Source organism: Pantoea sp. X-Soil-OKNW-713 (assembly GCF_059730685.1).
The window spans coordinates 560,691-586,835 of record NZ_AP035995.1 but is presented as its reverse complement, the minus strand read 5'-3'; the positions used below and the strand labels follow the sequence as shown (position 1 = coordinate 586,835).

Genomic DNA, 26,145 nt, shown 5'->3' with positions numbered 1-26,145 from the left:
CATGAGTATTCCCTACAACCGCTGGCCTGATGAACTCGCCACCCGTTACCGCGAAAAAGGCTACTGGCTCGACGTACCAATGACCGACATCCTGGCGCGTCAGCAACAGAATGACGCCATCGCGGTGATCGACGGCGAACGCCAAATCAGCTATCGCGAAATGGATCAGCTGACCGACAACCTGGCGGCTGCCCTGCAACGTCGCGGCCTGAAAACCGGCGATACCGCGTTGGTGCAGCTCGGCAACGTGGCGGATTTCTATCTGACCCTGTTTGCCTTATTTAAAATCGGCGTGGCACCCGTCAATGCGTTGTTCAGCCATCAGCGCACAGAAATGACCGCCTACGCGGCGCAGATTGAACCGGTGCTGCTGATTGCCGATCGTACCCATCCGCTGTTCGCTGATGATAGCTTTATCGATGTGCTGTGCCGCAGCCATCCCTCGTTGCAGCAGGTGATTCTGCGCAATGACACCCAGCCGGAAAACACCCTGGAAACGCTGCTGGCGGAAAGCGCCGGTGATTTCACCCCGACGCCGAGTGCGGGTGATGAAGTGGCCTTCTTCCAGCTCTCCGGCGGCAGTACCGGTACGCCGAAGCTGATCCCGCGTACCCACAACGATTACTACTACAGCATTCGTGGCAGCGTGGATATTTGCGCCGTGACCGACCGCACCCGCTATCTGGTGGCGCTGCCTGCGGCACATAACTTTCCGATGAGTTCACCCGGCGCACTCGGCGTGTTTTATGCCGGTGGTCAGGTGGTACTGGCCGCCGATCCCAGCGCAACACTGTGCTTTCCGTTGATCGAAAAACATCAGATCACCGATACCGGCCTGGTGCCGCCTGCGGTGAGCCTGTGGTTGCAGGCGATTCAGGAATGGGGCAGCAACAAACAACTGGCCTCACTGGAACGGATGCAGGTGGGCGGTGCGAAGTTGGGTGAGACATTGGCTTCCCGCATCCAACAAGAAATTGGCTGCCGGTTACAACAGGTTTTCGGTATGGCGGAAGGGCTGGTGAACTACACACGCTTCGACGACGACGAGAAAACCATCCTCACCACCCAGGGACGTCCAATTTCTGATGATGATGAAGTCTGGGTCGCCGATGCCGATGGCAATGCATTGCCGGTGGGTGAAGTGGGCCGTCTGATGACACGCGGTCCTTATACCTTCCGTGGTTACTATCGCAGCCCGGAGCATAACACCGCCAGCTTTGATGCCGACGGGTTTTACTGTTCCGGCGATCTGATTGAGATTAACCCGCAGGGTTACATCACCGTACAGGGACGCGAAAAAGATCAGATCAACCGTGGCGGAGAGAAGATCGCCGCTGAGGAGATCGAAAACCTGCTGCAACGTCACCCGGATGTGATTCACGCTGCGCTGGTATCGATGAATGATGAGCTGATGGGTGAAAAAAGCTGCGCCTTTATTGTCGCCAGCCAGCCGATTAAGCCGGTGGCGCTGCGTCGCCATCTGCGCGAACTGGGCGTAGCCGAGTTCAAATTACCCGATCGTATTACCTGCGTAGACGCCCTGCCGCTGACCCCGGTTGGTAAGGTAGATAAAAAACGTCTGCGCCAACAACTTGCCGACCAACAAGCGCAAGCCTGACCTGTTCCGGAGATTGTATGGCTATTCCAAAATTGACCTCTTATCCGCTGCCGACCGCCACCGAGTTGCCTGCCAACAAGGTGAAATGGGCGCTGGAGCCGCAACGCGCGGCGCTGCTGATTCACGATATGCAGGCCTATTTCCTTAATTTTTGGGGCGAAAACAGCCCGCTGGTGAATCAGGTTGTCGAAAACATCGCGCGGCTGCGTGCCTACTGCAAAGCGCAAGACATCCCGGTGTTCTACACCGCACAGCCTAACCAGCAGAGCGATGAAGATCGTGCGCTACTGAATGATATGTGGGGACCCGGCCTCAACAAGCATCCCGATCAACAGAAGATCGTTGATGCTCTGGCACCGGATCAGCACGATCATGTACTGACCAAATGGCGTTACAGCGCCTTTCATCGTTCGCCGCTGGAGTCGATCCTGCAAGAGATGGGCCGCGATCAGCTGATCATTACCGGCGTTTACGCCCATATCGGCTGCCTGACCACCGCCACTGATGCCTTTATGCGCAACATCCAGCCATTTATGGTGGCCGATGCGCTGGCTGACTTTACCCGTGAAGAACATCTGATGGCGCTGACCTACACCGCTGGCCGAAGCGGCAAAGTGGTGATGACCGCTGATCTGATGCCGCTGCCGCTGAGCAAAGACGATCTGCGCGCGCTGATCCTGCCGCTGCTGGAAGATGACGATGTGCCGGAAGATGATGAGAATCTGATCGACTACGGTCTTGATTCCGTACGCGTGATGGCGCTGGCAGCGCGCTGGCGTCAGGTACACAGCGATATCGATTTCGTTAGCCTGGCGAAGAATCCCAGCATTGACGGCTGGTGGGCACTGCTGTCGCGGGAGTCGACGAAATGAGCCTGCCGTTTGATTTCCGCGGAAAAATTGTCTGGGTAACCGGGGCAGGTAAAGGCATCGGCTACCATACGGCGCTGGCTTTTCATCAGGCGGGCGCGCAGGTGGTGGGCTTCGATCTGCGTTTTGATCAGGCCGACTATCCGTTTGCCTGTCAGGTGATGAACGTTGCTGATGCTGCTGAAGTGAAAACCGTCTGCCAGCGTCTGCTGGCGGATCAACCGCGTCTCGATGTGCTGGTAAACGGTGCTGGCATTCTGCGTATCGGCAGCACCGAAGAACTGGCGTTTGAGGACTGGCAGGCTTGCCTCGCCGTCAACGCCGGTGGTGCGTTCAATATGTTCCAGCAGACGCTGCCGGTGTTCCGCCAGCAACGGGCTGGCGCTATCGTCACCATCGCTTCGAATGCCGCCCATGCACCACGCCTTGGCATGTCTGCCTATGGCGCATCCAAAGCGGCGCTACGTAGCCTGTGCCTCACCGTAGGTCTGGAGATGGCTCCGCTCGGCGTGCGTTGCAATATCGTCTCACCGGGATCGACCGATACCGATATGCAGCGCAGCCTGTGGCATACCCCGGAAGCGGAGCAGGAGATGATCAACGGTTTCCAGGATCAATATAAACTCGGGATCCCGCTGCGTAAGATCGCCAAACCGCAGGAGATCGCTGCCAACATTCTGTTCCTTGCTTCCGATCTCGCCAGCCATGTGGTACTCCAGGATATCGTGGTGGACGGTGGCGCGACGCTGGGAGCCTGATGCATGGCAATCTGGAAACGATCGATAGAACTGGATGAACTGAACCGGATGGGTGAGAACTCACTGGTGGCGCATCTGGGCATTGTGTTTACCGTGATCGGCGACGATTACCTTGAGGCCATCATGCCGGTAGATGCACGCACGCAGCAGCCATTTGGTTTGTTGCACGGCGGCGCATCGGTGGTGTTGGCGGAATCTATGGGATCGATTGCCGGCTATCTCAGCGTGGAAGAGGGAAAAAGCGTGGTGGGGATTGAGGTGAGTGCCAGTCATCACCGCGCGGTCAGCAGCGGCGAAGTACGCGGTATCTGCCGCCCACTGCATCTCGGTGCACGTAATCAAAGCTGGCAGATTGAGATCCGCAATGGACGCGATCAGTTGTGCTGTAGTAGCCGTTTGACGGTGGCAGTGCTCGGGTAATTTGACCCGGTATGCCATCCTTTCTGCCGTAGCTACCGTCTTGAACGTCAAGCGGTAGCTGCGTAATTTTCATCCCACTTCATCCGCGTTTTCAGCACCCCGAAGCACTGATGAACCAGCTTGCGCATCACCGCTCCAAGCGCGGCCTTGCTGGCTTTGCCCTTCGCGATTAGCCTCTGGTACAGCGCCTTCGCCGGGGCATTCCACCTGATCGCTACGATCGCCGCCATATACAGTTTCGCCCTTACGTCTGCCGGGCCTGTTTTTGACATCCGCGCACGCCCCCTGACTGAGCTACCGGACGTTTTTTCCACCGGTACCACACCCAGCCACGCAGCGACCTGTGAAGCACTCCGGAACGGACACGAGCGCAGCACCGACAGCATTGTCGTGCCCACCACGCTGCCTATTCCTTTTATCGATTCCAGCAGCTCACGGTCTTCCTTCAGACCCGGATGATTATCTGTGTGGTCTGAGATGAGCGCTTCAATACGCTTCAGCTCGTCCCTGTGGGCTTTCAGGGTTCTCTCCAGCGAGTCAATGATTTCAGGCGCTGTGCGGGTTGAATGAGCCTTTTCCAGTCGGTTCTCCGCCCGCTGGACATCAGCCTGAAGTGAGTCCCGCAGACGCACCAGCTCCCGAAGTTTACGGACCTCCGGGGAGGGTGGCACCCAGGCATCAGGCTGTTTCAGCTCGCCATAACGGGCCAGGATGTAAGCATCAACGGAGTCGTTTTTAGTCAGGATAGCCATTCCACGGGCGAACTCCCTGACCCGCTGAGGATTGCTGATGCAGACTGTAACGGGGGTATTTTCATGAAGACCGAAGGCGACGTTTTCGTGATAAATGCCGGTCGCTTCGAGCACCACCATCACCTGTTCAGGATGGCATTTTTGCCTGAGTAACCAGTCATTTATCTCCCGGTCGGCGTCGGGATGATTTTTGAGGGTTTTGGTTTTCTTTTTCCCGTTGCCGGGCAACAGGCAGAGGTCGAGTTTGTTTTTACTGACATCAATACCGAGATAAATCATAAGACAGCTCCCTTTCACATGAACCATCACGCCATCTTGCCTTGTACATACGAAGTCAGAGCTTCTGGTTACCGTTCAGAGTAGATGCTGGCGTGAAAGGAGAAACGGAGGGCTTTAAGCTACGGCACAAGATCGGGTCTTAAGCGGCGCGACAAGCTGCCTCCGTTTCGTGTAACGGGTAGCTAACCAGTTACAACTTCAAGATACAAGCGGCGCGATTTATCGCGCGGGTGTTTCCGGCATCGTGTTGGGTATTGCGCGATAAATCGCGCCGCTACGCATCGGCAACAAAAAAGCGGCCATCTGGCCGCTTTTTGCTGGATCAATTAACGCTGGTAAATGATTTCGACGCCCTCGTCGTCATCTTCATCCCAGTCGTCATCCCAGTCTTCGTCTTCTTCCACTTCCTGCGCGTTTTCCATCGCTTCACGGTGGTAATCATCCCACATGAAGGCAACTTTCTCCGGCTCTTTCGCTTCTTCTTCGACTTCTTTCGGGTTCGCGATGATGAAACTCATCACGTCCCAACACAGGTCGTTGACGCCATCACGGCTGGCAGCGGAAATCAGATAGTATTTATTTTCCCAGCCCAGCGCTTCTGCAATCGCTTTAGCACGGCTTTCCGCTTCTTCACGGCTCAGCAGGTCAGTTTTGTTGAACACCAGCCAGCGCGGCTTCTGATACAGTTTATCGCTGTACTTTTCCAGCTCGCCGAGGATGATGCGCGCGTTTTCTACCGGATCAGACTCGTCAATCGGCGCGATGTCGATCAGGTGCAACAATACGCGGCAGCGTTCAAGGTGTTTCAGGAAGCGAATACCCAGGCCCGCACCTTCCGCAGCACCTTCAATCAGGCCCGGAATGTCGGCGACCACAAAGCTTTTTTCGCTGTCCATACGCACCACGCCGAGGCTTGGCACCAGGGTGGTAAACGGATAATCAGCAACTTTTGGCTTCGCGGCAGAAACAGCACGAATAAAGGTCGATTTACCTGCATTCGGCAAACCAAGCATACCGACGTCAGCCAGCAGCATCAGCTCCAGTTGCAGGTCACGCTTTTCACCCGGCGTACCCATCGTTTTCTGGCGCGGAGTACGGTTCACAGAGGATTTAAAACGGGTATTGCCCAGACCATGCCAGCCGCCTTTGGCGACCATCAACTTCTGCTCGTGGCGGGTCATATCGCCCAGCGTTTCACCGGTGCCCTGGTCAATGACTCGCGTCCCTACAGGGACTTTGACGATGATGTCTTTACCACGTTTGCCGGTACAGTCACGGCTCTGGCCATTCTGGCCACGCTCAGCACGGAAAGATTTTTCGAAACGATAATCGATCAGGGTATTCAGGTTTTCATCCGCCAGCAGGTAAACGTCGCCGCCATCGCCGCCGTCACCACCGTCCGGACCACCTTTCGGAATGTATTTTTCGCGGCGGAAGCTGACGCAACCATTACCGCCATCACCCGCGACCACCAGGATCGTCGCTTCATCAACAAACTTCATTTTCTTTCTCCGTCACACTAACGTTCTCAGCGGGTTCCCAACTGCGAACGGGTCCGCCAGGGTCTTCTGCGCTGACCGGCGGCGGATAATACAGGATGGGCAATGCCTTGTGTACATAAATTGTACAGCAATCTGCGTCAGGATGCAGGCTTACGCGCGCTCCGCAGCAGAATGTAAAAAGCCCCGCAAAGCTGCGGGGCCTTTCATTCGTTCGTTCAGACGTTAACCGTCTGCGTCACGACAACCTTACTCAGCAACGATGCTGATGTATTTACGGTTGTTCGGACCTTTAACTTCGAATTTAACTTTGCCGTCTGCGGTAGCAAACAGGGTGTGGTCACGACCACAACCTACGTTGTTACCAGCGTGGAATTTGGTACCACGCTGACGAACGATGATGCTACCTGCCAGAACAGATTCGCCACCGAAACGTTTAACACCCAGACGTTTTGCATTGGAGTCACGACCGTTACGAGTCGAGCCACCAGCCTTTTTATGTGCCATTTGTCAGATCTCCTCTTAGGCGCTGATGCCAGTGATTTTCACATCAGTGAACCACTGACGGTGGCCCTGCTGCTTACGGTAGTGCTTACGACGACGAAACTTAACGATTTTAATTTTCTCGCCACGACCATGAGCAACAACTTCTGCTTTGATCACGCCGCCTGAAACCAGTGGCGCGCCGATTTTCACGTCTTCGCCATTTGCAATCATCAGAACCTGGTCGAACTCGATGGTTTCACCGGTTGCGATGTCCAGCTTTTCCAGGCGAACGGTCTGACCTTCGCTTACTCGGTGTTGTTTACCACCACTTTGGAAAACCGCGTACATATAAAACTCCGCTTCTGCGCATGCCTTTTTGTTTATCAGGCGGCGCTATAAATATTCACAATAGGGCGCGAATTCTACGCAAATCTCCAGCAGAAGACAAGTGCACTTTGCACTCTCTTGCAGAAAAAAAGCGCAGGATGAATGCAAACGTTTATCGAGGCGATTTTTCAAGTACAATCAGTAACAGATTACCTGAACTCACGCTGGGTAAAAGCGCTTACCATGCCGAGAAACGAGTCATAGCTGAACAGACGAATGAACTTAGAACAGATTAATGAATTAACCGCGCAGGACATGGCGGCCGTCAACCAGACCATCCTCGACCAGCTGAATTCAGATGTCTCGCTGATTAACCAGTTGGGTTATTACATCATCAGCGGCGGCGGAAAACGTATTCGCCCGATGATTGCGGTGCTGTCAGCACGCGCACTGAATTACCAGGGTTCGCAACATATCACCAATGCGGCGCTGATCGAATTTATCCACACCGCCACGCTGCTGCATGACGATGTGGTGGATGAATCCGATATGCGTCGTGGCAAAGCGACGGCCAATGCCGCCTTTGGCAACGCTGCCAGCGTGCTGGTCGGTGATTTTATCTACACCCGTGCTTTCCAGATGATGACCAGCATGGGATCCCTGAAGATCCTTGCACTGATGTCTGAAGCGGTAAACGTGATCGCCGAGGGCGAAGTGTTACAGCTGATGAACGTCAACGATCCGGATATCACTGAAGAGAATTACATGCGGGTGATTTACAGCAAAACCGCCCGTCTGTTTGAAGCTGCTTCGCAAGCGTCCGCCATTCTCGCTGAGGCCCCCCCGGCACAAGAAAAAGCGCTCCAGGATTATGGTCGCTATATTGGCACCGCTTTCCAGTTAATTGACGATTTACTGGACTACAGCGCCGACGGTGAGACGCTGGGCAAAAATACCGGTGATGACCTGAGTGAAGGGAAACCGACGCTGCCCTTGCTGCATGCCATGCACCACGGCACGCCTGAGCAGGCGCAAATGATTCGTCGCGCCATTGAAGAGGGTAATGGCCGCCATCTGCTGGAACCCGTGCTGGAAGCGATGCAACAATGCGGCTCGCTGGCGTGGACGCGCCAACGCGCGGAAGAAGAAGCTGATAAAGCGATCGCTGCGCTGAAAATCCTGCCGGAAACGCCGTGGCGTAGCGCACTTGAGGCCCTGGCCCATATGTCCGTCCAACGCGATTTTTAATCTCTATGGGGCCGTTTCTGGCCCCTTCTCGCTCTCACTTCTGCTCCATCCTTTTACATCGTTTGCAAAACTTTTGCGAAATATCACGCAGTTATTGATCATTACTTGAAACTTACTGGAAATTTCTGGAATCTTTTTGCTATAAATATCTGTAACTTTCCAGCTACCTTTGCGAAGGAAAGGCATATTCTCCCGTTGGATTAGATGGCAACATGGACAAGGAGTAGAAGTTTATGCGCATAAGGAGAAAAGACTGGCATTCGGCTGACATTATCGCCCGCCTGAGAAAAAAGGGGATGACAATGGCGGAATTGTCACGACAGTCAGGTCTGAGCTCATCAACGCTGGCCAATGCAATCGTTCGCCCCTGGCCGAAAGGTGAATGGTTGATTGCCGGAGCACTCAATATTCATCCCTCAGAGATCTGGCCGAGCCGGTATTATGATCCTAAGACACGTTGCTTACGCGATCGCAAAGTACGCCTGCCCGCTGAAAAAGATCCCGAATTGCCTGTAGATCCTGAAGCCTCTTGCCCGGATCTCTGACAAAAAAAAACCAGCCGCATCATGCGACTGGTTTCTTTATTTCAAGCCGATAAGATCGTTATTCGCCGCTGACGCGTTCGATATTCGCACCCATCGCTTTCAGCTTATCTTCGATATGCTCATAACCACGATCGATATGGTAAATGCGATCAACCAACGTGGTGCCTTCCGCAATGCAACCTGCCAATACCAGACTGGCCGACGCACGTAAGTCAGTCGCCATCACCTGAGCACCAGAAAGGGTTTCAACGCCATGACAGATCGCCGTGTTGCTTTCGATTTCCGCGTGCGCACCCATGCGGATCAGCTCAGGGATGTGCATAAAGCGGTTTTCGAAGATCGTCTCGGTGATCACGCCAGTACCTTCTGCCACCAGGTTAAGCAGTGTGAACTGCGCCTGCATGTCAGTCGGGAAGCCCGGATGCGGAGCAGTGCGCACATTGACCGCTTTCGGACGCTTACCATGCATATCAAGGCTGATCCAGTCTTCACCGGTTTCGATATCCGCACCGGCATCACGCAGTTTAGCCAGTACGGCATCCAGCGTATCAGGCTGGGTATTGTGGCACAGCACTTTGCCACGCGAGATCGCTGCCGCCACCAGGAAAGTACCGGTTTCGATACGGTCTGGCAGTACGCGATACACGCCGCCACCCAGGCGTTCTACGCCTTCGATGGTGATTTTATCAGTACCTGCGCCACTGATTTTCGCCCCCAGGGTGTTGAGGAAGTTTGCCGTATCGACAATTTCCGGTTCACGCGCGGCGTTTTCAATGATAGTGGTACCGGTCGCCAGGGTCGCTGCGCTCATAATGGTCACGGTGGCACCCACGCTCACTTTGTCCATCACGATATGCGCACCTTTCAGACGACCATCAACCGAGGCTTTGACATAGCCCTCTTCCAGTTTGATCTCCGCACCCAGCTGCTCAAGGCCGGTAATGTGCAGATCAACCGGACGCGCACCAATCGCGCAGCCGCCCGGCAGTGACACTTGCCCCTGACCAAAGCGCGCAACCAGCGGCCCCAGCGCCCAAATGGAGGCTCGCATGGTTTTAACCAGATCGTAAGGCGCACAGAAGACATTAACTTCGCGCGCATCAACGTGTACCGAACCATTGCGTTCAACTTTCGCACCCAGCTGACTCAGCAGCTTCATGGTGGTGTCGATGTCACGCAGTTTCGGCACATTCTGAATCTCTACTGGCTCTTCAGCCAACAGCGCTGCAAACAGAATAGGTAGCGCAGCGTTTTTCGCCCCGGAGATGGTGACTTCACCACTCAAACGGGTCGGGCCTTGCACACGAAATTTGTCCATTAACATGGTTCTCAATATCCATCCCAACAAGCCCGCCTGAGCAGGCTTGTGCGCTTAGAAACCGTTAAGTTTCCGATCGCGCGCCCACTCGGCAGGGGTATAAGTTTTAATAGAAACCGCATGAATGCGATTATCCGCAATATATTCCATCAGAGGCGCGTAAACCGCCTGCTGCTTTTTAACCCGGCTCAGCTCGCCAAACATCTCACCGACGGCAATCACCTGAAAGTGGCTGCCATCGTTGCTGAGGACATGTACTTCGTCTAACGGCAGCGCCTGCATCAGCACAGCCTGAACTTCACTATTTTCCATCGCTCTTTGCTTCAAGTTAATAAGAATAAGCCAGACATCTTAGAGGAAAGTTCCTGACTCTTAAATACGCAAAAGCCCCTGAAAGCATCAGGGGCTTTATAGATGTGGATAATGATTAGGCGGTTTGTTCCGCAGAAACAATTATCTGCTGGAGGTTATAAAGCGTAATCAGAGACTGGAGTTTCTCGGTAATACCGCTAAAGCATGGCGTGCTGCCTTGCGCACGAACGATTTCACGTAAATGCACCAACAACGCCAGACCTGCCGAATCAACACGATCCAGCGCAGCCACATCAATGGTATCGATGCCTGCCATAGCCGTTTCACGCTGATGCCACAAGGCAAGAAGCGTATCACGATCCAGTTTGCCGCTCAGGGCCAGTGTGCTGCCAGTGCGCTGCCAGCGTAATGGTTCGCTCATTATTGCTGCTTATCCAGAGAGATAGGCTGCGCTGCTGAGGCTTTCAACTGCGCGGTCAGACCATCAATACCTTTGGTGCGCAGCAGATCGCCCCACTCATTCTGTTTGGTGGTGATCATACTGATACCTTCAGCCACCATGTCATAGGCTTGCCAGTCACCGGTGCGGGTGTTCTTACGCCACTGGAAATCAAGGCGAACCGGCGGGCGACCATTAGGGTCAATAATTGTGACACGAATTGCCACGATATTGGCATCGCCAATCGGCTGTTCCGGTTGGATTTGGTAGGTCTGACCGTGATACAGGGCCAGAGCCTGACCGTAAGCCTGCGCCAGATAATCACCAAAAGCAGCAAAGTAAGCATCACGCTGCGCAGGGGTCGCATCACGATAGTAACGGCCCAGCACCAATGCACCGGCGTATTTGATCTGGACATACGGCAGCAATTCCTGGCGCACGATATCGCGCAGGTAGTTCGGGTCCTGCTTAATCTTCGGCTGTTCGTTTTTCAGGCGAGTAAAGGTTTTCGCCGCCGCTTCATCCATCAGTTTATAGGGATTGCTCTGGTCCGCGGCCGTAGCGGCCAGGGGAACGATGGCCAGCATGGCAATCATCAGTAAACGTTTTAACATCGTGTTGTACCTCTTGGGATTATTCCGTTACTGCGGGTGCGCTCTCAGCACCCTGTTGTTTATTATCGTTTTTATTGTCGCCGCTCTTATACAAGAACTGGCCAATTAAATCTTCCAGCACCAGCGCCGATTTGGTATCACGCAGCGTACCGCCATCTTTCAGCATCGCTGATCCGAGATCCGGGTCATCAAAGCCCAGATTCAACGCCAGGAACTGTTCACCCAGTAATCCCTGGGTGCGGATCGCCAGTGAACTGGTGTCCGGTATTTTGTCAGCGTATTGATCGCTGATCGCCATCGTCACGCGCGGCGACAGGGTTTTATCATCCAGAGAGATTTCGGTCACTCGACCAATCACCACGCCGCCAATCTTGACCGGCGAGCTGACTTTCAGGCCGCCGATATTATCGAACGTGGCATACAGCTTCCATGTAGGTTCAGTCCCCAGCGACTTCAGGTCAGCAACACGCAGGCTGAGAAACAGCATTGCCAGCAGAGCCAGCAGCATGAAGACGCCTACCCAAATTTCGTTTTTCTTGCTTTGCATTGCATCATTTCCCAAACATCAGTGCTGTCAGCACAAAATCCAATCCGAGTACCGCCAGTGAAGCGTGCACCACGGTACGCGTCGTCGCCCGACTGATCCCTTCCGAGGTCGGGATGGCATCATAGCCATTGAACAGCGCAATCCAGGTTACCGTAATGGCGAAGACTGCGCTTTTGATAATGCAGTTGATGACATCAGTACGGAAATCCACGGCATTTTGCATCGCGGACCAGAAGAACCCTGGATCGATCCCCTTCCAGCTGACGCCCACCAACGCGCCGCCCGCAATCCCCACAGCCGTAAAAATCAACGCCAGCAGCGGCATGCTGATAAAACCGGCCCAGAAACGCGGTGACACCACGCGGCGCAGCGGGTCGACTGCCATCATCTCCATGCTGGAGAGCTGCTCAGTCGCCTTCATCAGGCCAATTTCCGCCGTCAACGCCGATCCTGCACGCCCGGCAAACAACAAGGCGGTGACCACCGGGCCAAGTTCACGCAGCAGCGACAGCGCCACCAACATGCCAAGGCTGGTTTCCGCGCTGTAGGTGGTGAGAACCAGATAGCCCTGCAATCCCAGCACCATACCGATAAACAACCCGGAAACCATGATGATCAGCAGTGACATGACGCCCACGCTGTAGAGTTGCTTAATCAGCAATGGCGCGTGTTTGCGAAACGCCGGTTTACCCACCAGCGCATGAAACAACATCATTCCTGCGCGACCAAACGCCGCACAGGTGTTTATCCCCTGACGTCCAAGTGACGCCAGCGCCTGTAACAACATCAGTTTAGGTTCTCCCTGCTTGGGTCAAATCAGCCAGATAATCCCCGGCCGGAAAGCGGAACGGCACCGGGCCATCCGCATGCCCCTCAATAAACTGGCGCACGCGTGGATCTGCGTTTTGTCGCAATTCAGGCGCACTTCCCTGAGCAATAACTTTTTGCCCGGCAACAATATAGGCATGATCCGCAATGCTCAAGACCTCTGGCACATCGTGCGAAACCACAATGCAGGTTACGCCCAGCGAATGGTTTAACTCATCAATCAATTTTACCAGCACACCCATAGTGATCGGATCCTGACCAACAAAGGGTTCATCAAACATGATCAGATCCGGCTCCAGCGCAATCGCGCGCGCCAGCGCAGCACGCCGTGCCATACCGCCCGACAGTTCCGCCGGTTTGAGTTGTGCCGCGCCGCGCAGCCCCACCGCCTCCAGCTTCATCATCACCGTGCTGTGTAGCAGCTCCGGCGGTAATTGCGTATGCTCACGCAACGGCCAGGCGACATTGTCAAAGACGCTAAGATCGGTAAAAAGTGCCCCCGACTGGAACAACATGCTCATTTTTTTACGCACTTCATACAATCTGCTGCGCGACAATGAGGGAATGTTCTCATCGTGAAACCAGATTTCACCTTTATCCGGTTGCAGCTGACCACCAATCAGACGAAGTAATGTGGTTTTACCAATACCTGACGGCCCCATGATGGCGGTGACTTTGCCCGCCGGTACCGTTAAGGATATGTCGTCGAAGATGGTGCGATCTCCGCGCGAAAAGCTCACGCCACGAACCTCAACCAGATTCGCTTGTTGCTGGATCATCTTTACCTCTTAATGGGGATCGGGCGTTATCGTGTCCGGGGATGGTAGCCTGTAAGGCCGCAATGCACGAGAGTTTTACAGAAACTTACCCACCCGGTGTGGCGAAAACCGCCTTAAAATTTACTTTTGCCTCTCAGACAGTCAAAATCAGCGCCTGTTTCAATGCGCTAATGTTTTTACCCGTCGGTCAAGGTGTGCCGACACCCCCGGCCATCAAGGATTTTTCATGTTCGTAGCCACTGCCCTGCTGTTCATTGGATTGATTTTACTGGCTTACGGTGCTGACCGATTAGTTTTCAGTGCCGCGATCCTCAGTCGATCCTTTGGCATCCCGCCATTAATCATCGGTATGACGGTGGTCAGCATCGGCACTTCGCTTCCAGAATTGATCGTCTCTTTCTCCGCCGCGCAACATGGGCAGATGGATTTAGCAGTAGGCACAGCTCTGGGTTCGAACATCACCAATATTTTGCTAATACTGGGCGGCGCTGCGCTGCTGCACCCCTTAACCGTCCACTCCAATCTGATTCGTCGCGAACTCCCGTTAATGCTGCTGGTCTCACTGCTGAGCGGCATCATGTTGTTTGATAATCATCTTAGCCGCCTCGATGGTTTGGCTTTGTTGCTGATTGCGCTGGTTTATCTGTTGGTGGTGATCCGCATCGCGCGCCGGGCCGAACGCGAGAACAATGACACCCTGACGCGCGAACAATTAGCCGAGCTACCACGCGATGAAACCGGTAATACCGTGGCCTTCCTGTGGCTTGCCGTGGCGTTGCTGATCCTGCCTATGTCGACCCGGATGGTGATCGATAACGCGACGGTCTTTGCCGACTATTTCGGGGTGAGTGAACTGGTGATGGGCCTGACGCTGATCTCGGTAGGTACCAGCCTGCCAGAGCTGGCGACTGTGATTGCCGGGGCCATGAAAGGCGAGGACGATATCGCCATCGGCAACCTGATCGGTGCCAACATTTATAATCTGGCTATCGTACTGGGCCTGCCTGCGTTGATTCATCCGGGCAGTATTGATCCCCACGCGTTTGCCCGGGATTACTGGGTCATGTTGGGGGTTAGCGTGTTGTTCGCCCTGCTGTGCCTGCAACCGCGACGCCGAATTGGCCGGGCAGCAGGCACCTTGTTGTTAGCTGGATTTATCGTGTGGGTGTGCTGGCTGTGGCTTAGCCCCATGTTTACCCCAAGTTAATAAGGACAGACTGAGCATGTCACATCAGCGACTGGATTTTGACTTTCAACAGGCGGGCAAAGCGGTGCTGCGCATTGAGCGCGAAGGACTTGAGCAACTCGATCAATATATCAATGACGATTTCTCCCGCGCCTGCGAAATGATCTTTGCCTGTCGGGGCAAAGTGGTGGTGATGGGTATGGGCAAGTCCGGACATATCGGCAAAAAAATTGCCGCCACGTTCGCCAGCACCGGAACGCCAGCGTTCTTTGTTCATCCGGCGGAAGCCAGCCACGGTGACCTTGGCATGGTCAGCACCGATGATGTGGTGGTGGCCATTTCTAATAGCGGCGAATCCAACGAAATCCTCGCGCTAATCCCGGTTCTTAAGCGACAGAAAGTCCAGCTGATCTGTATCACCAGCCGCGCCGACAGCGCGATGGGACGTGCCGCCGATGTGCATCTGTGCGTCAAAGTGCCACAGGAAGCCTGTCCTCTTGGGCTGGCCCCAACCACCAGCACCACCGCAACGCTGGTGATGGGCGATGCGCTGGCCGTCGCGCTGCTGGAAGCACGCGGATTTACCCAGGAAGATTTTGCACTGTCCCATCCCGGTGGGGCTCTCGGACGTAAACTGCTGCTGCATGTCAGCGACATCATGCACAGCGGCGACGAGATCCCGCATGTCTCTCGGGATGCCTCACTGCGTGATGCGTTGCTGGAGATCACACGTAAAAATCTCGGCCTGACGGTGATCGTTGATGACTTGATGAAAATCGAAGGCATCTTTACCGACGGTGACTTGCGTCGGGTGTTTGATATGGGTATCGATTTCCAGTCAGCCAGCATCAAAGATGTGATGACACGCGGCGGTATTCGCGTACGTCCCAACCTGCTGGCCGTTGACGCCCTTAATCTGATGCAAAACAAAAACATCACTGCGCTGCTGGTGGCCGATGACGATCGCCTGCTCGGTGTGGTACATATGCATGACATGCTGCGCGCTGGCGTTGTCTGAACAGGAAAAGAACATGAGTGTTGAAACAGCTGCGATCGAGACCTGCTATGGTCCGGTGAGCGCAGAAGTGATGGCGCGCGCAGCGCAGATCCGCCTGCTGATTTGTGATGTGGACGGCGTAATGTCAGACGGCCTGATTTATATGGGCAACAGCGGCGAAGAACTGAAAGCTTTCAACGTGCGCGATGGCTATGGCATTCGTTGCCTGCTGACCTCCGGCATTGAAGTGGCTATTATTACCGGCCGCAATGCCAAACTGATGGAAGATCGCTGCAAAACCCTCGGCATTACGCATCTTTACCAGGGACAATCGGATAAGCTTTTGGCCTGGCGCGAACTCCTGGATAAACTGTCATTATCTGCGGAACAGGTGGCGTATATCGGTGATGACCTGATCGACTGGCCGGTAATGGCCCGCGTGGGTCTGAGTGTAGCGGTCGCCGATGCGCACCCGATTCTGTTGCCGCGCGCGCATTACGTCACCCGCATTGCCGGTGGCCGCGGTGCGGTACGTGAACTTTGCGATCTGATCTTAATGGCGCAGAACAAATTTGAGGATGCCAAAGGGCAATCAGTATGAGTAAAAGCAGGCGTTGGATAACGCTGATTCTGGCCCTAATCGCTCTGGTGCTGATTGGCTGGAATCTTACCAACCAGGATGAGAGCAAAGCGCCGGTTACCACCAACGACCAGGAGCCGACTTACACCAGTTCGACTTCTCACACCGTGGTGTACAATCCAGACGGTGCGCTGGCCTACAAACTGATTTCGGATAAAGTGACCTACTTTGCTGCCGATGAACTGAGCTGGTTCGATAATCCGGTGATGACCACTTACGACGTGAATAAAATTCCGACATGGTCTGTGCGCGCCGATAAGGCAAAGCTCACCAAAGATCGTATGCTTTATCTTTACGGCCACGTTGAAGTGAACACCCTGACGCAGGATTCGGAGCTGGAACGCATTAAAACCGATAATGCGGTGGTCAATCTCGTCACCCAGGATGTTACCTCAGACGATCAGGTCACCCTTTATGGCCGCAGTTTTAACTCTACTGGCATGAAGATGCGCGGCAACTTACGGACGAAAAATGCCCAGTTGATTGAAAAGGTCAAATCCTCCTATGAAATCCAAAATGAAAAACAACAGCCTTAAATTACTGCTGGTCAGCGCCCTGTTAGCCACCAGCTTGCCCGCTCTGGCATTAACCGGGGATTCTGACAAACCCGTGAATATCGATTCAGAGAATCAGTCGCTGGATCTGCAAGGCAATGTCGCTACCTTTACCGGCAACGTCATCGTGACTCAGGGATCGATCAAGATCACCGCCGACAAAGTCGTCGTCACTCGCCCGGGTGGTGACAGCAAAAAAACCATCGTTGATGCCTGGGGCAACCCGGCAACCTTTTATCAGATGCAGGACAACGGTAAGCCGGTACAGGGTCATGCGGCCAAATTGCACTATGAACTGGCGAATGACTTTGTTGAGCTGACGGGTAACGCCTACATTGAACAGTTGGATAGCAATATCAAAGGCGATCGCATCACCTATCTGGTGAAAGAACAGAAAATGCAGGCCTACAGTCAGGGCCAGAGCAAACGCGTGACCACCGTGCTGGTGCCGTCGCAGTTGCAGGACAAAAACGGTTCATCCCAGAGCCAAAAGAAGAGTAACTAATTTCTATGGCCACACTGATCGCTGAAAACCTGGCGAAAGCCTACAAAGGCCGCCGCGTGGTAGAAGACGTTAGCCTGCAAGTTAAATCCGGCGAAATTGTCGGATTGCTTGGCCCCAACGGGGCCGGTAAAACCACCACCTTCTACATGGTGGTCGGAATTGTGCCGCGCGATGCCGGTCGTATTGTGATTGATGATGAAGACATCAGCATTCTGCCGCTGCATGCGCGTGCACGTCGCGGCATTGGTTATCTGCCGCAGGAAGCCTCGATTTTCCGTCGCCTCAGCGTTTACGACAACCTGATGGCCGTATTGCAGATCCGTGACGATCTCAGCGAAGAGCAGCGTCAGGATCGAGCCAACGAACTGATGGAAGAGTTCCACATCGAACACCTGCGTGACAGCATGGGTCAGGCACTCTCCGGCGGTGAACGCCGTCGTGTCGAGATTGCCCGCGCGCTGGCTGCCAATCCTAAGTTTATCCTGCTGGATGAGCCTTTTGCCGGTGTTGACCCGATTTCCGTCATTGATATCAAGAAGATCATTGAACATCTGCGCGACAGTGGGTTGGGTGTGCTGATTACCGACCACAACGTACGCGAAACCCTTGCCGTTTGTGAACGCGCTTACATCGTCAGCCAGGGGCATCTGATTGCTCACGGCACACCCGATGAAATACTTGCAGATGAGCAGGTTAAGCGTGTTTATTTGGGCGAAGAGTTCAGACTCTGATAAGGTGTCGGAACCTCCGACGTTTGCTTAGGAAATTCAATCCGGATTATGAAGCAAGGTTTGCAACTCAGGCTCAGCCAACAGCTGGCGATGACACCCCAGTTGCAGCAGGCAATTCGCTTGCTGCAACTCTCTACGCTTGAACTCCAGCAGGAATTACAACTGGCGCTGGAAAGCAACCCATTGCTCGAACAATCAGAACTCCATGAAGAAGTAGACGCGCGCGAATATCAGGAAAGTGAAGCCCTCGACACCCGCGAGGCGCTGGAACAAAAGGACATGCCGGAAGAGCTGCCGCTCGATGCAACCTGGGATGAAATCTACACCGCCGGAACGCCTTCCGGTACGGGTACCGATTACCAGGATGATGAGCTGCCGGTCTATCAGGGCGAAACCACGCAGTCGTTGCAGGATTATCTGATGTGGCAGGTTGAGCTGACACCGTTCACCGATACCGACCGCGCCATTGCGACTTCGATTGTCGATGCCATTGACGACACCGGTTATCTCACCGTGACGCTCCAGGATATTTGCGACAGCATCGGTGATGAAGAACTGACGCTGGAAGAAGTGGAAGCGGTATTGAAACGCGTACAGCGTTTTGATCCGGTCGGCGTTGGCGCACGCGATTTGCGCGATTGCCTGCTGGTGCAGCTGTCCCAATATGCCGCCGATACGCCGATGCTGGCGGAAGCACGGTTGATTGTGAGCGATCATCTTGATCTGCTGGCCAATCACGATTTCCGTAGCCTGATGCGCATGACGCGTCTGAAAGAAGATGTGCTGAAAGAGGCAATGTTGCTGATTCAGTCGCTTGATCCGCGCCCAGGTCAGTCGGTCAACACCAGCGAGCCTGAGTATGTCATCCCGGATGTGCTGGTACGCAAGGTCGGCACCCGCTGGACAGTTGAGCTAAATGCCGACAGCGTACCGCGTCTCAAAATTAATCAGCACTACGCGGCGATGGGCGGTGCGGCGCGTAATGACAGCGACAGCCAGTTTATCCGCAGCAATTTACAGGAAGCCAAATGGCTGATTAAGAGCCTGGAGAGCCGTAACGACACGCTGCTGAAAGTGACTCGTTGTATTGTCGAGCAGCAGCAGGCGTTTTTTGAACAGGGCGAGGAGTACATGCGTCCGATGGTGCTGGCGGATATCGCCCAGGCCGTGGATATGCATGAATCCACCATTTCCCGTGTTACCACGCAGAAGTACTTGCATAGCCCGCGTGGCATCTTTGAACTGAAATATTTTTTCTCCAGTCATGTGAATACCGAAGGTGGCGGTGAAGCCTCCTCGACGGCAATTCGTGCGTTGGTGAAAAAATTGATCTCTGCGGAAAATCCCGCAAAACCCTTGAGCGACAGCAAACTGACCTCCATGTTATCTGAACAGGGCATCATGGTGGCCCGCCGTACGGTTGCTAAGTATCGCGAGTCTTTGTCCATCCCGCCCTCGAATCAGCGCAAGCAGCTGGTTTGAATGTATTGAGAAGGAAGACCTATGCAAATAAACCTTACCGGACTGAATGTAGAGATTACCGAGCCGCTGCGCGAATTTGTAAATAGCAAATTTGCCAAACTGGAACACTATTTTGATCGGATTAATCAGGTCTATATTGTTCTGAAAGTGGAAAAGGTAACGCAGATTGCTGATGCAACACTGCATGTGAACGGCGGTGAATTGCACGCGACATCGGAAGCGGAAGACATGTACGCGGCGATTGACGGATTGATCGACAAGCTTTCCCGTCAGTTGACCAAACATAAAGATAAACTGAAAAAACACTAACCTTCACGCTTGCAGAGTACTGATAGGTTCGGTACTCAGAGCACAGAATGGGGCGGGCTGACCGCCCCGTTTTGTCATCTGCGCAAGCGCCAACAGGAGACACTGCATTTTTCCCGTGATAAGGGGTAAAGTGGGTGATCCTCGCGGCTATGTGAACTCGCAAGTGAAACGATGATGAACAACGATCTGACACTGGAATTGAGCTCGGTCCTTACGCTGGACTGCACCCGCAGCGGCGTACACTGCCAGAGTAAAAAACGTGCGCTGGAAATAATCAGCGAACTGGCAGCCAAACAGCTCAATCTGCCTCACCAGACGCTTTTCGAAGCGATCCTCACCCGTGAACGCATGGGCAGTACCGGTATTGGCAATGGTATTGCCATTCCACATGGCAAACTGGAGGAGGACACGCTGCGCGCCGTAGGCGTGTTCATTAGCCTCGATCAACCTATCGCTTTTGACGCGGTGGATAACCAGCCTGTGGACCTGCTGTTTGCGCTACTGGTGCCCGCAGACCAGTGTAAAACCCATCTGCATACATTATCGCTGGTGGCAAAACGTCTGGCAGATAAAACCGTCTGTCGCCGTCTGCGCGCTGCGCAGAGCGATGAAGAACTCTATGCCATTATCACAGAAGCGCAGGAAGACCACTCTTAAGCGACAGATACTTTTACCGGCCAATGCGCCGGTTTAAAACGGGAGAAATGTGATGGTGCTGATGATCGTTAGCGGTCGGTCAGGCTCAGGAAAATCAGTCGCGTTGCGTGCGCTTGAGGACATGGGGTTTTACTGTGTCGATAACCTGCCAGTGGTATTGCTGCCAGAACTGGCCAATACCTTAAGCGAACGCAACATCTCTGCTGCCGTCAGTATCGACGTGCGCAATATGCCGGAATCACCGGAGATTTTCGAAACCGCGCTTAACAACCTGCCGGACTCGTTTTCGCCACAGTTGCTGTTCCTCGACGCCGATCGCAACACGCTGATCCGTCGCTACAGCGACACACGTCGCCTGCATCCACTCTCCAGTAAGAATTTGTCACTGGAAAGCGCGATTGATGAGGAGAGCGACCTACTTGAACCACTGCGTTCACGGGCCGACCTGATCATTGATACCTCCGAGATGTCGGTGCATGAGTTGGCTGAAATGCTACGCACCCGTCTGCTGGGTAAACGCGAACGCGAGCTGACGATGGTGTTTGAATCCTTTGGCTTCAAGCATGGTATTCCGATTGATGCCGATTATGTGTTTGATGTGCGTTTTCTGCCTAACCCACACTGGGACCCAAAACTGCGTCCGATGACCGGCCTTGATCGCCCGGTGGCCGCGTTCCTCGACCGGCATACTGAAGTGCACAACTTTATCTATCAGACACGCAGCTACCTTGAATTGTGGCTCCCCATGCTGGAAACCAATAATCGTAGCTATCTCACTGTCGCAATCGGTTGTACCGGTGGTAAGCATCGTTCGGTCTATATCGCCGAACAACTGGCCGACTATTTCCGTTCGCGCGGTAAAAATGTGCAATCCCGTCATCGCACCCTGGAAAAACGCAAATCATGACCGTGAAGCAAACCGTTGAGATTCGGAATAAATTGGGCATGCATGCGCGCCCGGCGATGAAGTTGTTTGAACTGGTGCAAAGTTTCGACGCAGAAGTGCTGCTGCGTAATGAAGCAGGAACGGAAGCGGAAGCCAGCAGCGTAATTGCGCTGCTGATGCTGGATTCCGCCAAAGGCGGCCATATTGAGATTGAAGCCAGCGGCCCGGAAGAAACCCAGGCGCTGGCAGCGGTGATTGAATTGTTTGAAGCCGGTTTTGATGAAGATTAACCGTTTCAGTGCAATTTGTAGCGGTTAAGGAAACCTTCCCCACCCAGTTGCCGCATCTGACGCATAATCCATTGCTGTCTCTGACGAATGTAACCTGAAGGGGCATCGGCGCGAAAACGGATCGGATTAGGCAATACCGCCGCCAGCAGCGCCGCTTCTGCTATGGTCAGGCGACTGGCGGGTTTGTGAAAATAGCGCTGGGATGCCTCTTCTACCCCAAACACACCGTTGCCAAATTCGGCGATATTCAGATAGACCGTAAGAATGCGTCGCTTGGTCCAGACCGTTTCGATTCCTACCGTCAATCCCGCTTCCAGCCCTTTACGAACCCAACTACGTCCATCCCACAAAAACAGGTTTTTCGCGGTTTGTTGTGATAGCGTCGAAGCACCACGCATCCGTTCATCGCCCTCGTTATCCAGCACCGACTGAATCGCGGCAACGTCAAATCCCCAGTGTTCTGGGAACTTTTGATCTTCAGAGGCAATGACCGCCAGCGCCATCCACGGTGAGATCTCATCCATGCTGACCCAATCCGAATGTGCCACATAGCCAAAATTGCCGTGCAGCCAGGCACCCAGCTGTCGTTCAACCATCACTGCGGAAAAAGGCACGGGCAAGAAGGAAAATAACAAAATCCCTGCCAGCCAAATACCCAGCCAGGCGAGAAGAAATTTTGCGATCCACACTTTTACACGTTGCCAAAGTTTCCCTTTATTCTTAGCCATCTAATTATCTCTTACCTGTTCCCTGTGTTAATCAATCACCAAGGTCACCATAGCATTCGATGATAGTCGAATACCAAGAACCGCTGTCTGACCAGTTGATTTATCGAACAAATTCATTGCCTGCGCAACCATCGTTCCTTTAATAGAGCCAAATACATCAAGCACTTCCGCTAAAAAGGAATCGGTTCCATGCTTAAATGCGTATTGGAAAAATTGCTGACAGACACTTCATTGAACGTGATCCAGATCACACAAAATGATTCACGATGCTTAACATTTAAATTTCACAGTGGTTGATTCCTCTCATTGATTATTGAGAGCATTCCGAAAAAAATGTGTAAATTATCCGCAAGGGCTTTGCGCTATCTTCGAATTCTGGTTAAGCAATTTGCCTACTTTTTGGTTTACATCCATCGTTAAAACCTGAATCTGGAACTTTCTATCGATGGTTTCCAAAACGTTTTGGATAACCCGCGCTACCAACCATGTTTCATGCCATATTTCATGCATTTACTACGAAAAAAAGCGAATTTTCCCTGACCAGGAGACTTTCGTCACACTTACGGGGTTTTTACGTCACTTCAGCGAGTTAAAACCCGACCAAAAACAGAACGACTGGTCAAAATTAATGCAATGAGTCAAAGAAATTAATTCCTTGCTTGACTGTGTCAGCAAATTAATGTTTTCTGTATTTAAACGCTGCTCAACATCACACAATTTAATGAATCTTGTCACAAGTGGTGACGAATTTGCTAAGGTGGTTTTGAAGCGTTAACCAATACCACGCTGTTGCTCAGGATAGACCTCAAATAATAGCAGCAGCGCCATTTTCCCTGGTGTTGGCGCAGTATTCGCGCACCCCGGTTTCGACTGGGGTCATTTTTTTCTGGTCCTTGTTACTTTTCCCGCGCTGCAACCCATTCACGTAAGACATTCACGTCATGCTGCCATTCTTGTTTTAATTCGTCGATCCACTCCTGAACGTTGTCCCACCACGCAGGCAATTCGGGTGACTGGATCTGTTTGGCCAGCTTTTGCAGATGCAGCAAACCGACCGAACCCGCTGCACCTTTGATTTTGTGACCCTCTTCGGCAATGCCTTTCTGGTCGCGCGCCATCATGTTCGAGTCAAGCACGTCGAGGTAGCCTGGCATCATCTTTTCAAACATCGTCAGGCTTTGCGTAATCAACCCAGGCCCCACCAGCTCGATATACTGTTCCAGCATAGGCACATCCAGCAGCGTCCGGTTTTTCTCCTCTGACGGTTCAGCCATCGGGGCGTCGGTTTCCGCCTGATAATCCCAGAACTTTTTGATCATCGCGGTCAGTGCAGGGACGGCCAGTGGTTTGCTCAGCACATCATCCATCCCGGCATCCAGATACTCTTTTTTATCTTTCAGCACGTTGGCGGTCAGAGCCACTAACGGTGGCAGCATCTCTCCGGCGTGTCGCTGATGAATGGCACGCGACACATCAAGGCCGGTCATATCCGGTAACTGGATATCCAGCAGCACCAAATCAAACTCCTGCGGGTCGAACATCTCCAGCGCGGCGGTGCCGGTCATCGCCACCTCCACGCTACAACCGAGCTTCTCCAGCACCGAACGCGCCACAATCACGTTCAGCTCAATATCCTCAACCAACAGGACATGCAACGCCGGCAGAGGCATCGCATCGTCCAGATTGTCGTCCTCAACCTCTTCCGCGACCCGTGGTGCCTTGATCTCGACGGTGAAGCAGGAACCCTGCCCCTGAACGCTACGTACCGTGATATCGCCGCCCATCGCCTGTGCCAGACGACGTGATACTGCCAGTCCAATCCCCGTGCCCGTGGCGGGTTTACCACCATGCTGATCTTTCACCTGATAATACATGGCGAAGATTTTGTCCTGTTCCTCTTGTGGGATCCCCATGCCGGAGTCTTCCACCTCAAAATGCAGCGTCTCATCCTGGTGATAGGCAACGCGTACCACGATCTCGCCCTGCTGGGTAAATTTCACCGCGTTACCAATCAGATTCCACAGGATCTGCCGCAGTCGGGTGCCATCCGCCGAAATTTTATGGGGCAGCGGCAGTTCAGGCGACATGACAAACTTTAGCCCTTTCGGCTGTGCCAGCAGACCAGAGAGGTTTTCCAGGTCCGCCAGGAAGCCGGTAAAGTCGAGCGGTTGGTTATCGAGTTGCACTTTACGTCGCTCGATTTTGTCCACCTCAATCACATCATTAAAGATGTTGCCCAGGGTGATGGCGGAGACGTGAATGGTTTTCAGGTACTTCAACTGCTCCTGATTGAGGTCGGTATCTAACAGAATGCGGCTCAGGCCAACAATGCCGTTAAGCGGCGTACGCAGCTCGTGGCTGATAGTTGAGATAAAGGTGGTTTTCTCACGGCTGGCGTTCTCCAGCGCGTCCTGATAGCGCTTACGCTCGGTAATATCACGTCCAAAGCCCATCAGGCCACTGCGTTTCCCAACGCGGTCGTAATAAGGCACTTTACGGATTTCGAAACAGGCTTTACGCCCATCGGGATATTGCAGCCACTGTTCGTAAGTCAGGGAGACATTGTGCCGGAATACTTTTTCATCCGTCTCCAGCACCTTGGTTGCGGCATCTTCGTCGTAAATATCGCGCGGCGTCAGGCCAATGAGCTGTTTCTCACTCAATCCGGTCAGTAGCTCCATCGCCCGGTTACACCCGGAGAATTGCTTGTCGATATTGCGGTAGAATACCAGATCCGGTGATGCATCAAGGAATGATCGCAGGAAGGAGGATTGCTGCTCCAGTTCAATCTGCGCCTGCTCACGCCGAGCCATCTCTTCGCGCAGCTTATCCATCACCTGCTCACGCGCCTGTTCGGCTTTAATACGGTCGGCAATCTCCTGGTTGAGCTGGGTAATGGTTTCTTTCATCTGCTGATTCAGCTCAAGATCGCGCGTGCGCATCTCTTCCAGCTTATCCACCAGGCGGGAGAGACGCTGACGCGACTCCTCCAGTTGATCAACCACGACCGAGAGGAAATAGACCGCCCAGGGGGTAATCAGCAGACCAAAGAACACCGAACGCACCACATCAATGCTCTCAACATGACCGCGCAGGACCATAGTGACGGCCATCTGGACCACCATCGCCAGCACCACCAGCGCCGAAGCCAACAGTAGCGAAAAGCGAACCAGCCCCAGTTTGACCATTAAATCAACGTAGTACTGCGCTAAAAGACGAATCTGTTTCATTACCCGCTCCCTGAACGAAATCTGGCTCATGATAGCGCAATTATCCGCGCTCCGCGCTGGTTGCCCATACCCAATCGCTGAGGTTATGCCCCGTTATGGTGCATTGCCGGACTATTTCGCCGACGTTCCCGCCATTATGCTGAAAGCGCTTGACTAATTCCGCCAACTGAATAATCTGGAGGGCCGCGCTTTTGCGGCCCATTTCTCAGCACCTCGTGCGAATCAATACCCTGGCAGCCATATCGTCCGATGGTTGCTGTTCCTTTTTGCATATCCATTCAACTTAAGCGCTGTTTTAAGCACGCCTCTGAT

The 26,145-nt window shown here is 53.5% G+C and carries 30 protein-coding genes; 17 read left to right on the top strand and 13 right to left on the bottom strand.

Annotation, left to right across the window (positions count from 1 at the left end; all coding sequences use genetic code 11):
- Position 1: 1 nt before the first annotated feature.
- The 4 genes from AC6I8R_RS02625 to AC6I8R_RS02610 are packed head-to-tail and all read left to right on the top strand — an operon-like array spanning position 2 to position 3,665.
- Positions 2–1,618, top strand: coding sequence for a (2,3-dihydroxybenzoyl)adenylate synthase (locus tag AC6I8R_RS02625; RefSeq protein ID WP_415173142.1), 1,617 nt, complete (start codon positions 2–4; stop codon positions 1,616–1,618).
- Positions 1,619–1,635: 17 nt separating this feature from the next.
- Positions 1,636–2,490 (top strand): isochorismatase family protein, encoded by an 855-nt coding sequence (locus AC6I8R_RS02620; protein WP_415173141.1) that lies wholly within the window; start codon positions 1,636–1,638, stop codon positions 2,488–2,490.
- Complete coding sequence (dhbA, locus tag AC6I8R_RS02615) at positions 2,487–3,245, top strand: 2,3-dihydro-2,3-dihydroxybenzoate dehydrogenase (RefSeq protein WP_021185719.1); 759 nt, start codon at positions 2,487–2,489, stop codon at positions 3,243–3,245. The genes AC6I8R_RS02620 and dhbA overlap by 4 nt, the downstream gene beginning before the upstream one ends.
- A 3-nt stretch (positions 3,246–3,248) precedes the next feature.
- Entirely contained in the window at positions 3,249–3,665 is a 417-nt protein-coding gene (locus tag AC6I8R_RS02610) for a hotdog fold thioesterase (protein ID WP_021185718.1), read from the top strand.
- Positions 3,666–3,712: 47 nt separating this feature from the next.
- On the opposite strand, the gene AC6I8R_RS02605 is transcribed toward AC6I8R_RS02610, so the two are convergent.
- The 4 genes from AC6I8R_RS02605 to rplU form a co-directional block, all read right to left on the bottom strand.
- Positions 3,713–4,696 carry an IS110 family RNA-guided transposase gene (locus AC6I8R_RS02605; RefSeq protein WP_497831829.1) on the bottom strand — a complete coding sequence of 328 codons (984 nt, stop codon included), beginning with the start codon at positions 4,694–4,696 and terminating at the stop codon, positions 3,713–3,715.
- A gap of 326 nt (positions 4,697–5,022) precedes the next feature.
- Positions 5,023–6,198: an Obg family GTPase CgtA gene (gene cgtA, locus AC6I8R_RS02600; protein ID WP_021184255.1), complete on the bottom strand. Its 1,176-nt coding sequence runs from the start codon at positions 6,196–6,198 to the stop codon at positions 5,023–5,025.
- A gap of 246 nt (positions 6,199–6,444) precedes the next feature.
- Positions 6,445–6,702 (bottom strand): 50S ribosomal protein L27, encoded by a 258-nt coding sequence (gene rpmA / locus AC6I8R_RS02595; RefSeq protein ID WP_006121751.1) that lies wholly within the window; start codon positions 6,700–6,702, stop codon positions 6,445–6,447.
- A 15-nt stretch (positions 6,703–6,717) separates the two neighbouring features.
- On the bottom strand, positions 6,718–7,029 hold the full coding sequence (rplU, locus tag AC6I8R_RS02590) for a 50S ribosomal protein L21 (RefSeq protein WP_013507673.1): 312 nt from the start codon (positions 7,027–7,029) through the stop codon (positions 6,718–6,720).
- A 255-nt stretch (positions 7,030–7,284) separates the two neighbouring features.
- On the opposite strand from rplU, the gene ispB reads away from it, so the two are divergent.
- Together ispB and AC6I8R_RS02580 are read left to right on the top strand one after the other, a co-directional pair.
- Positions 7,285–8,256 (top strand): octaprenyl diphosphate synthase, encoded by a 972-nt coding sequence (ispB, locus tag AC6I8R_RS02585; RefSeq protein WP_497831869.1) that lies wholly within the window; start codon positions 7,285–7,287, stop codon positions 8,254–8,256.
- Positions 8,257–8,489: 233 nt separating this feature from the next.
- The gene (locus AC6I8R_RS02580; protein ID WP_208724693.1) at positions 8,490–8,801 is read left to right on the top strand and encodes a helix-turn-helix domain-containing protein; all 312 of its coding nucleotides are present in this window, start codon (positions 8,490–8,492) and stop codon (positions 8,799–8,801) included.
- Positions 8,802–8,859: 58 nt separating this feature from the next.
- Here AC6I8R_RS02580 and murA read toward each other — a convergent pair whose 3' ends face one another.
- The 7 genes from murA to mlaF form a co-directional block, all read right to left on the bottom strand.
- Positions 8,860–10,119: a UDP-N-acetylglucosamine 1-carboxyvinyltransferase gene (murA, locus tag AC6I8R_RS02575; RefSeq protein ID WP_036626380.1), complete on the bottom strand. Its 1,260-nt coding sequence runs from the start codon at positions 10,117–10,119 to the stop codon at positions 8,860–8,862.
- Between the two features lie 54 nt (positions 10,120–10,173).
- Positions 10,174–10,431, bottom strand: coding sequence for a BolA family iron metabolism protein IbaG (gene ibaG, locus AC6I8R_RS02570; protein WP_021184251.1), 258 nt, complete (start codon positions 10,429–10,431; stop codon positions 10,174–10,176).
- A gap of 115 nt (positions 10,432–10,546) precedes the next feature.
- Positions 10,547–10,852 carry a lipid asymmetry maintenance protein MlaB gene (mlaB, locus tag AC6I8R_RS02565; protein WP_021184250.1) on the bottom strand — a complete coding sequence of 102 codons (306 nt, stop codon included), beginning with the start codon at positions 10,850–10,852 and terminating at the stop codon, positions 10,547–10,549.
- The gene (gene mlaC / locus AC6I8R_RS02560) at positions 10,852–11,484 is read right to left on the bottom strand and encodes a phospholipid-binding protein MlaC (RefSeq protein ID WP_021184249.1); all 633 of its coding nucleotides are present in this window, start codon (positions 11,482–11,484) and stop codon (positions 10,852–10,854) included. Before mlaC ends, mlaB begins: the two co-directional genes overlap by 1 nt.
- Positions 11,485–11,503: 19 nt before the next feature.
- Positions 11,504–12,031, bottom strand: a complete 528-nt coding sequence (gene mlaD / locus AC6I8R_RS02555; protein ID WP_021184248.1) for an outer membrane lipid asymmetry maintenance protein MlaD — start codon at positions 12,029–12,031, stop codon at positions 11,504–11,506.
- A gap of 4 nt (positions 12,032–12,035) precedes the next feature.
- Positions 12,036–12,818, bottom strand: a complete 783-nt coding sequence (gene mlaE, locus AC6I8R_RS02550; RefSeq protein WP_021184247.1) for a lipid asymmetry maintenance ABC transporter permease subunit MlaE — start codon at positions 12,816–12,818, stop codon at positions 12,036–12,038.
- Positions 12,819–12,822: 4 nt separating this feature from the next.
- Positions 12,823–13,638, bottom strand: coding sequence for a phospholipid ABC transporter ATP-binding protein MlaF (mlaF, locus tag AC6I8R_RS02545; RefSeq protein ID WP_021184246.1), 816 nt, complete (start codon positions 13,636–13,638; stop codon positions 12,823–12,825).
- Between the two features lie 226 nt (positions 13,639–13,864).
- Between mlaF and AC6I8R_RS02540 the strand changes: the two genes are divergently transcribed.
- From AC6I8R_RS02540 to npr, 11 genes are all read left to right on the top strand, one after another.
- Complete coding sequence (locus AC6I8R_RS02540; protein WP_497831868.1) at positions 13,865–14,845, top strand: calcium/sodium antiporter; 981 nt, start codon at positions 13,865–13,867, stop codon at positions 14,843–14,845.
- A 16-nt stretch (positions 14,846–14,861) separates the two neighbouring features.
- A complete protein-coding gene (kdsD, locus tag AC6I8R_RS02535) occupies positions 14,862–15,842 on the top strand; it encodes an arabinose-5-phosphate isomerase KdsD (RefSeq protein WP_021184244.1) in 981 nt (326 codons plus the stop codon).
- Positions 15,843–15,855: 13 nt separating this feature from the next.
- On the top strand, positions 15,856–16,422 hold the full coding sequence (kdsC, locus tag AC6I8R_RS02530) for a 3-deoxy-manno-octulosonate-8-phosphatase KdsC (RefSeq protein ID WP_021184243.1): 567 nt from the start codon (positions 15,856–15,858) through the stop codon (positions 16,420–16,422).
- Positions 16,419–16,997 (top strand): LPS export ABC transporter periplasmic protein LptC, encoded by a 579-nt coding sequence (lptC, locus tag AC6I8R_RS02525; RefSeq protein WP_021184242.1) that lies wholly within the window; start codon positions 16,419–16,421, stop codon positions 16,995–16,997. Before kdsC ends, lptC begins: the two co-directional genes overlap by 4 nt.
- On the top strand, positions 16,966–17,520 hold the full coding sequence (lptA, locus tag AC6I8R_RS02520) for a lipopolysaccharide ABC transporter substrate-binding protein LptA (RefSeq protein WP_036626375.1): 555 nt from the start codon (positions 16,966–16,968) through the stop codon (positions 17,518–17,520). The genes lptC and lptA overlap by 32 nt, the downstream gene beginning before the upstream one ends.
- A gap of 5 nt (positions 17,521–17,525) precedes the next feature.
- Complete coding sequence (lptB, locus tag AC6I8R_RS02515; protein WP_021184240.1) at positions 17,526–18,251, top strand: LPS export ABC transporter ATP-binding protein; 726 nt, start codon at positions 17,526–17,528, stop codon at positions 18,249–18,251.
- A 48-nt stretch (positions 18,252–18,299) separates the two neighbouring features.
- The gene (gene rpoN, locus AC6I8R_RS02510) at positions 18,300–19,733 is read left to right on the top strand and encodes an RNA polymerase factor sigma-54 (protein WP_021184239.1); all 1,434 of its coding nucleotides are present in this window, start codon (positions 18,300–18,302) and stop codon (positions 19,731–19,733) included.
- 21 nt (positions 19,734–19,754) lie between these two features.
- Positions 19,755–20,042: a ribosome hibernation promoting factor gene (hpf, locus tag AC6I8R_RS02505; protein WP_013507656.1), complete on the top strand. Its 288-nt coding sequence runs from the start codon at positions 19,755–19,757 to the stop codon at positions 20,040–20,042.
- Between the two features lie 174 nt (positions 20,043–20,216).
- Positions 20,217–20,699, top strand: coding sequence for a PTS IIA-like nitrogen regulatory protein PtsN (gene ptsN, locus AC6I8R_RS02500; RefSeq protein WP_415173157.1), 483 nt, complete (start codon positions 20,217–20,219; stop codon positions 20,697–20,699).
- 52 nt (positions 20,700–20,751) lie between these two features.
- Positions 20,752–21,606 carry an RNase adapter RapZ gene (gene rapZ / locus AC6I8R_RS02495; RefSeq protein WP_013507654.1) on the top strand — a complete coding sequence of 285 codons (855 nt, stop codon included), beginning with the start codon at positions 20,752–20,754 and terminating at the stop codon, positions 21,604–21,606.
- Positions 21,603–21,875, top strand: a complete 273-nt coding sequence (gene npr / locus AC6I8R_RS02490; RefSeq protein WP_013507653.1) for a PTS phosphocarrier protein NPr — start codon at positions 21,603–21,605, stop codon at positions 21,873–21,875. Before rapZ ends, npr begins: the two co-directional genes overlap by 4 nt.
- 5 nt (positions 21,876–21,880) lie before the next feature.
- Here the strand turns inward: npr and mtgA are convergent, their stop codons facing one another.
- Both mtgA and arcB read right to left on the bottom strand, forming a co-directional pair.
- On the bottom strand, positions 21,881–22,603 hold the full coding sequence (gene mtgA / locus AC6I8R_RS02485) for a monofunctional biosynthetic peptidoglycan transglycosylase (RefSeq protein ID WP_497831867.1): 723 nt from the start codon (positions 22,601–22,603) through the stop codon (positions 21,881–21,883).
- 896 nt (positions 22,604–23,499) lie between these two features.
- Positions 23,500–25,833: an aerobic respiration two-component sensor histidine kinase ArcB gene (gene arcB / locus AC6I8R_RS02480; RefSeq protein WP_021184235.1), complete on the bottom strand. Its 2,334-nt coding sequence runs from the start codon at positions 25,831–25,833 to the stop codon at positions 23,500–23,502.
- Positions 25,834–26,145 lie beyond the last annotated feature (312 nt).